Annotated in this window: 7 protein-coding genes; all 7 read right to left on the bottom strand. The window is 43.2% G+C overall.

Annotation, left to right across the window (positions count from 1 at the left end):
- Positions 1-53: 53 nt before the first annotated feature.
- Positions 54-2,168, bottom strand: a complete 2,115-nt coding sequence (fusA, locus tag ATS74_RS12865) for an elongation factor G (protein WP_058549286.1) — start codon at positions 2,166-2,168, stop codon at positions 54-56.
- Positions 2,169-2,195: 27 nt separating this feature from the next.
- Positions 2,196-2,666 carry a 30S ribosomal protein S7 gene (gene rpsG, locus ATS74_RS12860; protein ID WP_010392135.1) on the bottom strand — a complete coding sequence of 157 codons (471 nt, stop codon included), beginning with the start codon at positions 2,664-2,666 and terminating at the stop codon, positions 2,196-2,198.
- A 97-nt stretch (positions 2,667-2,763) separates the two neighbouring features.
- A complete protein-coding gene (gene rpsL, locus ATS74_RS12855; protein WP_002958885.1) occupies positions 2,764-3,138 on the bottom strand; it encodes a 30S ribosomal protein S12 in 375 nt (124 codons plus the stop codon).
- A 193-nt stretch (positions 3,139-3,331) separates the two neighbouring features.
- Positions 3,332-7,504 carry a DNA-directed RNA polymerase subunit beta' gene (rpoC, locus tag ATS74_RS12850; RefSeq protein WP_058549285.1) on the bottom strand — a complete coding sequence of 1,391 codons (4,173 nt, stop codon included), beginning with the start codon at positions 7,502-7,504 and terminating at the stop codon, positions 3,332-3,334.
- A gap of 104 nt (positions 7,505-7,608) precedes the next feature.
- A complete protein-coding gene (rpoB, locus tag ATS74_RS12845) occupies positions 7,609-11,634 on the bottom strand; it encodes a DNA-directed RNA polymerase subunit beta (RefSeq protein ID WP_058549284.1) in 4,026 nt (1,341 codons plus the stop codon).
- 270 nt (positions 11,635-11,904) lie between these two features.
- Positions 11,905-12,267, bottom strand: a complete 363-nt coding sequence (gene rplL, locus ATS74_RS12840; RefSeq protein ID WP_058549283.1) for a 50S ribosomal protein L7/L12 — start codon at positions 12,265-12,267, stop codon at positions 11,905-11,907.
- Positions 12,268-12,343: 76 nt separating this feature from the next.
- Positions 12,344-12,838 carry a 50S ribosomal protein L10 gene (gene rplJ / locus ATS74_RS12835; protein WP_004588207.1) on the bottom strand — a complete coding sequence of 165 codons (495 nt, stop codon included), beginning with the start codon at positions 12,836-12,838 and terminating at the stop codon, positions 12,344-12,346.
- Positions 12,839-13,136: the final 298 nt, after the last annotated feature.

Genomic DNA, 13,136 nt, shown 5'->3' with positions numbered 1-13,136 from the left:
TTCCTAATTAAGAAATTAAAGCCTGACCCACTATTGAGCCAGACAAGCTAAAATCATATTACAGCGCGAGCTGAAATTATTGTATCTGCAACCTGTTTAGAGGCTTCAGCGTACTTCAGAAACTCCATAGAGTATGAGGCACGGCCCTGTGTTGCAGATCGTAAAGCAGTTGCATAACCAAACATTTCAGAAAGAGGAACTTGTGCATTAATTTGCTTAAGTCCACCTATTGCATCTTCCATGCCTTCGATCATGCCGCGACGACGGTTAAGGTCGCCAACTACATCACCCATGTTTGAGTCAGGAGTGATTACTTCAACCTTCATCATTGGCTCTAATAATACAGGGTCAGCTTCTAGCGCCCCGTTTCTCATTGCCATTGAACCTGCTACTTTAAATGCCATTTCATTCGAATCTACATCATGGAATGAACCATCATATAGAGTCGCTTTAACGCCAAGTAATGGGTAGCCCGCCAGTACACCTTGAGACATTTGCTCTTGGAGACCTTTGTCTACCGCAGGGATAAATTCTTTAGGAACAGAACCACCTACCGTTTCGTTAACGAACTCATAAGTTGGTGCTTCATCATCCGAAATATCCATCGGTTCAAGTTTAACCCAGACGTGACCATATTGACCACGACCACCTGATTGACGTATAAACTTCCCTTCAACTTCAACAGTTGAACGAATAGCTTCTCGGTAGGCAACCTGCGGCTTACCAACGTTACATTCAACACTGAATTCACGTTTCATACGGTCGACAATGATATCTAGGTGAAGTTCACCCATGCCAGAGATTATAGTCTGGCCTGATTCTTCGTCAGTTTGTACGCGAAAAGAAGGATCTTCTGCCGCTAGTTTACCTAGCGCGATACCCATCTTATCTTGGTCAGCGATTGTGCGAGGCTCAACCGCAACAGAGATAACTGGTTCAGGGAATTCCATACGCTCAAGCGTAATAATAGAATTCGGATCACACAGTGTTTCACCTGTTGTTACGTCTTTAAGACCAATAGCTGCCGCGATGTCGCCTGCGTAAACTTCTTTGATCTCTTCACGTGAGTTTGAATGCATCTGTACGATACGGCCAAGTCGCTCACGCTTACTTTTAACTGGGTTATAAACCGCGTCACCCTGTTTAACAGTACCAGAGTAAACACGGAAAAAGGTTAAAGTGCCAACAAACGGGTCTGTTGCAATCTTAAATGCGAGTGCAGCAAACGGCGCTTTATCATCAGCTGGACGTTCTTCCTCAGTACCATTTTCTAAGATACCTTGGATTTGTTTCACTTGTGTTGGTGCTGGCATGTACTCAACAACGCCATCAAGCACAGCTTGAACGCCCTTGTTTTTAAATGCGCTACCACACGTAATGGGAACAATTTCGTTCGCTAATGTGCGTTGACGTAAAGCAGATTTAATCTCTGCTTCACTTAACTCTTCACCTTCTAAGTACTTATCCATTAGTTCTTCAGAGGCTTCAGCTGCACTTTCAACTAAATGAGAGTGCCATTCTTCAGCTAACTCTTGAAGTTCTGCCGGTATTGCCTCATAAGAGAAGGTCATACCCTGGTCCGCTTCGTTCCAGTTAATGGCTTTCATTTTTATAAGGTCAATTACACCTTTAAAGTCGTCTTCAGCGCCAATTGGCAACTGGATTGGAACAGGCGTTGCTCCAAGACGAGATTTCACCTGGCTAACAACCGTTAAGAAGTCAGCGCCCGTGCGATCCATTTTATTTACGAAGATCATTCTAGGAACTTCGTATTTGTTCGCTTGACGCCAAACTGTCTCAGTTTGCGGCTGTACACCTGATGAAGCACAAAGAACAACTACCGCACCATCTAATACGCGTAAAGAACGCTCTACTTCGATAGTGAAATCTACGTGTCCTGGAGTATCAATAATATTGATACGATGGTCGTCAAATTGAGCGTCCATCCCTTTCCAGAAACACGTTGTTGCAGCAGAAGTGATTGTGATACCACGCTCTTGTTCCTGCTCCATCCAATCCATAGTTGCGGCGCCATCATGTACTTCACCGATCTTATGAGAAAGACCCGTGTAGAACAGAACACGTTCTGTTGTGGTGGTTTTGCCTGCATCTACGTGAGCTACTATGCCGATATTACGGTAGCGCTCAAGTGGAGTTGTACGTGCCATATGATCCTCTTAAAGGTTAAGGACAGATTACCAACGGTAATGTGCGAATGCTTTATTCGCTTCAGCCATACGGTGAACGTCTTCACGTTTCTTAACCGCAGTGCCTTTGTTGTCAGCAGCGTCAACGATTTCTTGAGCTAAACGTAAGCCCATAGATTTTTCGCCACGCTTACGTGCAGCGTCTACTAACCAACGCATACCTAATGCGTTACGACGTACTGGACGTACTTCAACTGGTACTTGATAAGTTGAACCACCAACACGGCGAGATTTAACCTCTACCTGTGGACGGATGTTATCAAGTGCAGTTTCAAAGATTTCTAGGTGCGACTTGCCTGATTTCTCAGCAGCCACGTCTAGCGCACCATAAACAATTTTTTCAGCAGTAGATTTCTTGCCGTCTAACATTACGATGTTAACGAATTTAGCAAGAAGTTCCGATCCGAACTTAGGATCTGGAAGAATTTTACGTTGACCTATTACGCGTCTTCTAGGCATTTTGTATCTCCGGTTTATTCAGGTTTGTCCTTTTGGAACAATCACCCAAAACAATAATTAATAATATTTAGTGCTTGGCCTTACTAACGGAAAACAATTAGCCTTTAGGGCGTTTTGCACCGTATTTAGAACGAGCTTGACGACGGTCGCTAACGCCTGCACAGTCAAGTGCACCACGTACAGTGTGAAAACGCACACCTGGTAAATCTTTAACACGACCACCACGGATTAGGATTACACTATGCTCTTGAAGGTTATGACCTTCACCACCAATGTATGAAGTTACTTCGAAACCGTTAGTTAAACGTACACGAGCTACTTTACGTAACGCCGAGTTTGGTTTCTTAGGTGTAGTTGTATATACGCGAGTACATACACCACGCTTTTGCGGACACGCTTTAAGCGCAGCTGAGTTACTTTTAGTAACCTTGCTACGACGTGGCTTACGCACTAGCTGGTTAATAGTTGCCATTTAAATAGCTCCTGAAATTAAAATTACTACTGAAAAAAATAAAAAAATCCGCCCTTTTTACAAGCTTGTAACATACATGCAAGTAAATGGGTGGCGGAATTTTAATGAGCAAAGTTTAACCTGTCAACCTAAACTGATAGCAAGACAGAATATATCTGCCTTACTATCACTTAATCTATTGATTAAGAACAGTTTATTGATTTCCAGACAAATCAGCGTTTAAAGCATCAGTTAGTGCTTGAGTTGCCTCTTCTGCACTTACTGTTTGCTCTTCAACAACTAAACTTTGCTTACGACGTGCCATACGATCCTGGTGATACGCAAAACCGGTACCGGCTGGGATCAAACGACCCACTATTACGTTTTCTTTCAGACCGCGAAGCTCATCGCTCTTACCATTCACTGCCGCATCTGTAAGAACACGTGTTGTTTCTTGGAAAGACGCTGCTGAGATGAAAGATTCTGTTGCAAGTGATGCTTTCGTGATACCCATAAGTTGTATTTCAAACTTCGCTGGGATTTTACCTTGTTTTTCAAGGTCACGATTAGCGATATTAACGCGAGCTACTTCAATTTGCTCACCCGCTAAGAACTCAGTATCACCACCGTGTATAATTGTACATTTACGAATCATCTGACGGATAATTGTTTCAATGTGCTTGTCATTGATCTTAACGCCTTGCAAACGGTAAACCTCTTGCACTTCGTTAACGATGTAGTTAGCAACATGAGTCACACCACGTAGGCGTAAGATGTCATGTGGTGATTCAGGACCATCGGCGATAACTTCACCTTTAGACACTTGCTCACCTTCAAACACGTTAAGTTGACGCCACTTAGGAATCATTTCTTCGTAATGATCGCCTTCTGGTGGAGTAATAACTAAACGCTTCTTACCCTTAGTTTCTTTACCGAAGCTAATAGTACCTGTGATCTCAGCTAAGATAGCTGGCTCTTTAGGTTTACGCGCTTCAAATAAGTCGGCTACGCGTGGTAGACCACCCGTGATATCACGAGTTTTCGAACCTTCTTGTGGAGTACGTGCTAGCACGTCACCAGGGTTTGCAGTCGCACCATCTGTCACTTCAATAGTAGTGAATGAAGGTAAACGTGTTTCTTGCAGACCGCGCTCTTCACTTTCGATGATAAGCTTAGGTTCTTTCGCATTGGCTTTAGCAAGGTCTTTAACAACAATACGAGTTAAACCGGTTAGTTCATCGGTTTGTGTCTCTGTATTTGAGTCATCGATATCGCTGAACGATACTTTTGACTTATGCTCAAGAACAATTGGGTGACTATGCGGGTCCCAAGTAGCAACAATGTCGTTACCTTGAACTTCAGCATTGTCTTGCACTGTTAATACCGCACCGTAAGGTACTTTATAACGCTCTTTTTCACGACCATAGCTATCAATGATAGTGATCTCAGTAGAACGTGAGGTAATAACAATCTTACCGTCTGTGTTTAATACATATTTAGCGTTGTGCAGTTTTAATGTACCGTTAGTTTTAACTTGTACATTATTTTCAGCTGACGCTCTTGATGCCGCACCACCGATGTGGAATGTACGCATCGTAAGCTGTGTACCCGGCTCACCGATTGACTGCGCCGCGATAACACCTACAGATTCACCCGCGTTGATGATATGACCACGTGCAAGGTCACGACCATAACACTTAGCACATACACCAAAGTCGTTATCACATGTGATAACTGAGCGTACGCGAACTTCATCTACTGAGTGCTCTTCTAAAAGGTCACACAGTTTTTCATCGAGCATGATATTACGTTCAACAAGTACTGTGTTAGTACCTGGAATAACGATATCTTCAGCAACAACACGACCAAGAACACGTTCACGAAGTGCTTCTACAACATCACCACCTTCAATAAGCGGTTTCATTGTTAAGCCATCTTCTGTGCCACAGTCGTCTTCGTTGATTACCAAATCTTGTGCAACGTCTACTAAACGACGCGTTAAGTAACCCGAGTTCGCTGTTTTCAGTGCTGTATCGGCAAGACCTTTACGCGCACCGTGCGTTGAGATGAAGTACTGAAGTACGTTTAGACCTTCACGGAAGTTAGCCGTGATTGGCGTCTCGATGATTGAACCATCTGGACGTGCCATTAGACCACGCATACCTGCTAGCTGACGGATCTGAGCGGCACTACCACGAGCACCAGAGTCGGCCATCATAAACACTGAGTTAAATGACGGTTGTTCTTCTTCTTCACCTTTAGCATTAATAACCATGTCTTTTGACAAGTTGGCCATCATTTCACGTGATAAGTTTTCGTTTACACGTGACCAGATATCGATAACTTTATTGTACTTTTCACCAGCCGTTACAAGACCTGATTGGAATTGTTGGTTGATTTCAGTTACTTCAGCCTCAGCTGATTCAATGATCTGTGCTTTAACAGGTGGGATAACTAAGTCATCGATACCAATTGAAACACCTGACTTCATTGCGTAGTGGAAACCGGTGTACATAACTTGGTCAGCAAACACAACAGTGTCTTTTAGACCTAGACGACGGTAACACTCGTTTAATAAGCTAGAAATCTGCTTTTTACCTAATGCTTGGTTGATTGACTCAAACGGCATACCTTTAGGTAAAATTAGAGACAGAATCGCACGACCAACAGTAGTGTCGATGATAGTAATAGTATCTTCTACTACACCGTCTTCGTTCTTAACTGATTGGCTGATACGCACTTTCACGCGAGCGTGAAGTTCTGCATTACCGCTACGGTATGCTTTTTCTGCTTCTTTAGGATCTTTAAATACAATGCCTTCGCCTTTCGCATTAATGCGATCGCGCGTCATGTAGTAAAGACCTAATACAACATCCTGTGAAGGAACGATGATTGGCTCACCATTCGCAGGAGATAAGATGTTGTTTGTAGACATCATTAGTGCACGTGCTTCAAGCTGCGCTTCGATTGTTAACGGTACGTGTACCGCCATTTGGTCACCATCGAAATCGGCGTTGTAAGCCGCACATACTAATGGGTGTAAATGAATCGCTTTACCTTCGATAAGCACAGGTTCAAATGCTTGGATACCCAAACGGTGAAGTGTTGGTGCACGGTTAAGTAATACTGGATGTTCACGAATTACTTCGTCTAATACATCCCATACTTCCGCTACTTCACGTTCAACCATCTTCTTAGCTGCTTTGATTGTCGTAGCCATGCCGCGACGCTCTAGTTTGCCATAGATAAATGGTTTGAATAACTCAAGTGCCATCTTCTTAGGAAGACCACATTGATGAAGCTTAAGTGTAGGACCAACCGTGATTACAGAACGGCCAGAGTAATCTACACGCTTACCAAGTAAGTTCTGACGGAAACGACCTTGCTTACCCTTGATCATATCAGCAAGAGATTTAAGAGGACGTTTGTTAGAACCTGTTATAGCACGGCCACGACGACCGTTATCAAGTAGCGCATCTACCGCTTCTTGTAACATACGTTTTTCGTTGCGTACGATAATATCTGGTGCAGCTAGATCTAATAGACGCTTAAGACGGTTATTACGGTTAATAACACGACGGTAAAGGTCATTTAGATCAGAAGTCGCAAAACGACCACCGTCTAATGGTACTAATGGACGTAGATCAGGTGGCAATACTGGAAGTACTGTCATGATCATCCACTCAGGGTTATTACCTGATTGGTGGAACGATTCCATTAACTTAAGACGTTTAGTGATCTTCTTACGCTTAGTTTCAGAGTTAATTGTTGGTAACTCTTCACGCATTTCTGCAATTAGTTGAGCAAGATCAAGTTCACGAAGCAAGTCTAATACTGCTTCAGCACCCATCTTAGCTTCAAACTCATCACCGTGCTCTTCAAGTGAATCTAGGTATTCTTCTTCACCTAAAAGCTGACCACGCTCAAGCGTTGTCATACCAGGCTCAGTTACTACGAATGATTCGAAGTATAGAACACGTTCAATATCACGAAGCGTCATATCAAGCATTAAGCCAATACGTGACGGTAATGATTTTAAAAACCATATATGCGCTACTGGGCTCGCAAGATCGATATGACCCATACGATCACGACGCACTTTAGTAAGTGTAACTTCAACGCCACACTTCTCACAGATCACACCACGGTGTTTAAGGCGTTTATATTTACCACATAAACACTCATAATCTTTCACTGGGCCGAAAATACGGGCACAGAATAAGCCATCGCGCTCAGGCTTGAAAGTACGGTAGTTGATAGTCTCAGGTTTCTTTACTTCACCGTATGACCATGAACGAACCATGTCTGGTGAAGCAAGACCAATGCGAATTGCATCGAATTCTTCGGTCTTATTTTGTTGCTTCAGAAACTTAAGTAAGTCTTTCACCTTAGCTCTCCTGTCGGAGTTAATCTTGAGGACGGATAATCTCGTCCCTACATTCTATTCAGCCGTAACAGATGCTGCAGCGTTAACTGCAGCATCTAATTGGCTTAATTTTCTTCCAACTCGATGTTGATACCCAGTGAGCGGATTTCTTTCAACAATACGTTGAACGATTCTGGCATACCTGGTTCCATTTTATGGTTACCATCAACGATGTTTTTATACATCTTAGTACGACCGTTCACGTCATCCGATTTCACTGTTAGCATTTCTTGTAGAGTGTAAGCAGCACCGTAAGCTTCAAGTGCCCATACTTCCATCTCACCAAAACGCTGGCCACCGAACTGTGCTTTACCACCCAGCGGCTGCTGAGTAACAAGGCTGTAAGAACCAGTAGAACGTGCGTGCATCTTGTCATCAACCAAGTGGTTAAGTTTAAGCATGTACATGTAACCAACAGTTACTTGACGTTCAAACTGATCGCCAGTACGGCCATCATAGAGTGTAACCTGACCACTTCTTGGGTATCCACCAAGCTCAAGCATGTCTTTGATTTCGTCTTCTTTCGCGCCATCAAATGCAGGAGTAGCTATTGGTAAACCACCTTTTAAGTTTTCAGCTAAACGACGAATTTCATCATCAGAGAAGCTTGCAATATCTACTTCTTGACGAGACTCACCGATTTCGTAAGCTTGCTTGATGAATTCACGTAGCTCATGAAGCTCACGTTGTTCTTTCATCATTTCCTCTAAGCGCTCACCAATACCACGTGCAGCTAGACCCATATGTGTTTCAAGGATCTGACCGATGTTCATTCGTGATGGTACACCTAGTGGATTTAGTACGATATCTACCGTACGACCTTTATCATCGTATGGCATATCTTCTACTGGTACGATAGTCGAGATAACACCTTTGTTACCGTGACGACCCGCCATTTTATCACCCGGTTGGATACGACGTTTAACAGCTAGGTATACTTTAACAATCTTAAGTACGCCTGGTGCTAAGTCATCACCTTGGGTAATTTTACGACGTTTGTTTTCAAACTTCTTATCGTATTCAGCTTTAAGCTCATCGTACTGTGCAGCTAGTTGCTCAAGTTCAGCTTGCTTGTCTTCTTCAGCAAGGCTTTGAGTAAGTAGCTTTTCAGCATTTAGTGACGTTAAGTTGCTTTCTTCGAAGCCTGAATCCACAAGTAACTTGCGAGCACGTCCTAAAACGCCAGCTTCTAAAATGCGGAACTCTTCGTTGAAGTCTTTCTTCGCTTCGCGAAGCTGCATGTCTTCAACTTCTAACGCACGTTTATCTTTTTCAACACCATCACGGGTGAAAACTTGTACGTCAATTACAGTACCAGTTACAGAGTTTGGTACACGTAAAGAGCTGTCTTTAACGTCAGACGCTTTTTCGCCGAAGATAGCACGCAGTAGCTTCTCTTCAGGTGTTAATTGCGTCTCGCCTTTAGGAGTCACTTTACCTACTAAGATATCGCCGCCTTTAACTTCAGCACCGATATAAACAACGCCTGACTCATCAAGCTTGCCTAGTGCAGACTCACCCACATTCGGGATATCTGCAGTGATCTCTTCAGGACCTAATTTAGTATCACGGGCAACACACTGTAGTTCTTGAATGTGGATAGTCGTTAGACGATCTTCTTCAACTACGCGCTCTGATAGTAAGATTGAATCCTCGAAGTTGTAACCATTCCATGGCATGAATGCCACGCGAAGGTTTTGACCAAGGGCTAAATCACCTAAGTCAGTCGAAGGACCATCTGCTAACACGTCACCACGAGTAACCGGTTCGCCAACCATACAAGTTGGTTTTTGGTTAATACATGTATTTTGGTTAGAACGTGTGTATTTGGTTAAGTTGTAGATGTCGATGCCCGCTTCACCAGGAATGCGTTCTTCTTCATGTACGTTTACAACGATGCGACTTGCGTCAGCATACATTACTTCACCACCACGTTTAGCAACAATCGTTACACCAGAATCTTTCGCTAGTGTTAACTCAATACCAGTACCTACTAACGGCTTATCCGCTTTCAATGTTGGTACTGCTTGACGTTGCATGTTTGAACCCATCAATGCACGGTTAGCATCATCGTGTTCTAAGAACGGGATAAGTGCTGCCGCTACAGAGATCACCTGTTGTGGTGATACATCCATATATTGCTGGTCCATGCGACCCATAAAGGTAGATTCACCTTTGTGACGACATGGAATAAGTTCATCAACAAACTCATTGGTTTCAGTTAAGTTTGAGTTCGCCTGTGCGATAACAAACTGACCTTCTTCAATGGCTGATAAGTAATCAACTTCATCAGTTACAACACCGTCTACCACTTTACGGTAAGGTGTTTCTAAGAAACCATAGTCATTTGTACGTGCGTACGTAGACAATGAGTTAATTAGACCGATGTTTGGACCCTCAGGAGTCTCCATTGGACATACGCGACCGTAGTGAGTTACGTGAACGTCACGTACTTCAAAGCCAGCGCGTTCACGAGTTAGACCGCCCGGACCTAATGCAGAAATACGACGCTTATGCGTTACTTCTGATAGCGGGTTATTTTGGTCCATAAACTGTGATAACTGAGACGAGCCGAAGAACTCTTTAACCGCTGCCGAAATAGGCTTAGCGTTAATAAGATCTTGTGGCATTATCGCGTCAAGGTCACCTAAGCTTAAACGCTCACGTACAGCACGTTCTACACGTACTAGACCAACACGGAATTGGTTCTCAGCCATTTCGCCAACACTACGTATACGACGGTTGCCTAAGTGGTCAATATCATCAACATCGCCTTGACCGTTACGAATAGCAATTAATACTTTCATAACAGACACGATGTCTTCTTTATTTAATGTGCCAGGGCCTGTATCGGTATCGTAACCAACACGGCTGTTGAACTTCATACGACCTACAGTAGATAAGTCATAACGTTCTTCAGAGAAGAACAAGTTCTCGAATAAGGCTTCAGCCGCGTCTTTCGTCGGTGGCTCGCCTGGGCGCATCATACGATAAATTTCTACTAGCGCTTCTAAACGGTTGCTTGAAGAGTCAATGTTCAATGTATTTGACATGTAAGCACCGCTGTCCACTTCATTGATATATAACGTATCAATTTTAGTGTGACCAGCTTTAACCAATTCAGCCATCAATTCTAGAGATAGCTCGTCATTAGCGTTTGCAATAACTTCACCTGTTGACTCATCAACATAGTTTTTAGCTACAATACGGCCAATGATGTACTCATGTGGTACTTCTAATTGATTAATGCCTTTCTTCTCGATGCTCTTGATGTGGCGAGCCGTAATACGACGACCGCTTTCAACAAGTACTTCACCGTCTTCGCCTTTGATATCAAAAGCGGCAGTTTCACCACGTAAACGTGAAGGCACAAGTTCCATAAGAACTTTACCGTCAGTTACTTCAAACGCAGTGTTATCGAAGAACATATCTAGGATTTGTTCGCTAGAATACTCTAGTGCACGTAGGATGATAGACGCCGGTAATTTACGACGACGGTCAATACGTACATATAGGTTATCTTTTGCATCAAATTCGAAGTCTAACCATGAACCACGGTAAGGTATAACGCGAGCGTTATATAATACTTTACCCGATGAATGGGTTTTACCGCGGTCGTTATCAAAGAATACACCAGGGCTACGGTGTAGCTGAGAAACGATAACACGCTCTGTACCATTGATTACAAAAGTACCGGTATCGGTCATGAGCGGAATTTCGCCCATGTAAACTTCTTGCTCTTTAATGTCTTTAACTGTGCCTGGAGCTTCTTTGTCCATAACTACAAGACGCAGTTTCACGCGAAGTGGAGCAGAATAAGTCACACCGCGAATTTGACATTCTTTTACATCGAATACTGGCTCACCAATACGATAACTTACGTATTGAAGCTCAGAATTTCCCGAGTAGCTTTTAATTGGGAACACAGAACGGAAGGCAGCTTCCAAACCATGATCGCCATCAGCGTCCGGGACTAAGAATTTTTTAAACGATTCTAACTGCGTCGACAGTAAGAAAGGTATATCCAAAACTTGTGGACGTTTACCAAAATCCTTACGGATACGTTTCTTTTCAGAATAAGAGTAAGCCATGGGGTTCCTCAGCTTGCTGATCTTTGACCCGACCTGTTCTTGTAAGAACAGACTTAACTGGCATCTAAGCCAAGATTTACAACATTTAATTGTTGTTCTAATAAACTCCCCTCACAACACTAGCAAACTATAAAGCGTTGAAAGTAAAGAGAAAATCAGATTTTATTTGAGCTATAGGAATACATCGCTCTATAGCGCAAAAAGGCCGGTGATTAAATAATCACCAGCCCTTGCCTGATTTCTCAGGCAGCGAACTTAGCAAAAGCTAAATTACTTAACCTCAACTTCAGCACCAGCTTCAGTAAGATCTTTTGCAAGTGCTTCAGCTTCTTCTTTAGATACACCTTCTTTAACAGGTGTAGGAGCAGCTTCAACAAGAGCTTTCGCTTCTTTAAGGCCAAGGCCAGTTGCGCTACGAACAGCTTTGATTGCAGCAACCTTGTTAGCGCCAGCGCCAGTAAGGATTACGTCAAATTCTGTTTTCTCTTCAGCAGCTTCAGCAGCTGGACCAGCTACCATTGCAGCTGCAGCAGTTACGCCGAATTTTTCTTCCATTGCTTCGATAAGAGCAACAACGTCCATTACTGACATTTCAGCAATTGCGTCAAGGATTTGGTCTTTAGTTACAGACATTACAAATTTCCTAATAATTAACGGACTCTAGGTCCAAATAAATTTTACACCGAAAGGGAGGTTAAACAGCTTAAAATTAAGCAGCTTGCTCTTCTTTCTGTACACGTACTGCTTCAATTGTTTTACACAATTTGCCAGCAGACGCTTCTTTCATAGCGCTCATTAAGCGTGCAACAGCTTCGTCGTATGTAGGTAATGTAGCAAGCATTGCTGCGTCTACGATGTTACCTTCAAAAGCGGCCGTTTTAAGCTCAAATTTCTCATTCTTTTTCGCGAAATCTGAAAAGATACGCGCAGCAGCACCTGGGTGCTCTGATGAGAAAGCGATTAAGCTTGGACCAACTAACGAGTCAGATAGACATTCAAATTCAGTACCTTCAACAGCACGTTTTGCTAGAGTGTTACGAACAACTTTCATCCATACACCAGCTTCACGAGCTTCTTTACGAAGGGCTGTAATTGCGCCTACTGCTACACCACGAGAATCTGCAACAACTGCAGAAAGAGCACCATTGGCTGCTTCGTTGACTTCAGCAACAATTGCTTTTTTGCCTTGAAGATTTAAAGCCATGGGTGTTACTCCTGGTTTAATGGGGTCACCGACACTCGGCTTCCCTGTTTTTACTCTTCCCCACCAAAATAACTGATGGAGATGCTTTTTACGGCGAGAGCCAGAAGGATTAGGAAAAATCTATCTGGGGATTCACACCGTCTACGTAGGTAAACATTAAGGCCGAAACCGCCTACGGTCTTGGACGGAAGCCCAATTTATCGCTTTGCCAAAGGCGCACCGAAATTATGGACTTCAACCCGAATTCTTTACTTTGCCAATTAATAAATTAATCAACAAAATGGCGCAAAATTATAGT

The sequence above is a fragment of the Pseudoalteromonas sp. H103 genome (genome assembly GCF_001469205.1).
Taxonomy (GTDB): Bacteria; Pseudomonadota; Gammaproteobacteria; order Enterobacterales; family Alteromonadaceae; genus Pseudoalteromonas; species Pseudoalteromonas carrageenovora.
This window is presented reverse-complemented; position numbering and strand designations above follow the sequence as displayed.

Excerpts from the sequence above, each read along its gene's own strand:
- rplL (WP_058549283.1), bottom strand. The coding sequence starts at position 12,267 with ATGTCTGTAACTAAAGACCAAATCCTTGACGCAATTGCTGAAATGTCA.
- fusA (WP_058549286.1), bottom strand. The coding sequence starts at position 2,168 with ATGGCACGTACAACTCCACTTGAGCGCTACCGTAATATCGGCATAGTA.
- rpsG (WP_010392135.1), bottom strand. The coding sequence starts at position 2,666 with ATGCCTAGAAGACGCGTAATAGGTCAACGTAAAATTCTTCCAGATCCT.
- rpoB (WP_058549284.1), bottom strand. The coding sequence starts at position 11,634 with ATGGCTTACTCTTATTCTGAAAAGAAACGTATCCGTAAGGATTTTGGT.
- rplJ (WP_004588207.1), bottom strand. The coding sequence starts at position 12,838 with ATGGCTTTAAATCTTCAAGGCAAAAAAGCAATTGTTGCTGAAGTCAAC.
- rpsL (WP_002958885.1), bottom strand. The coding sequence starts at position 3,138 with ATGGCAACTATTAACCAGCTAGTGCGTAAGCCACGTCGTAGCAAGGTT.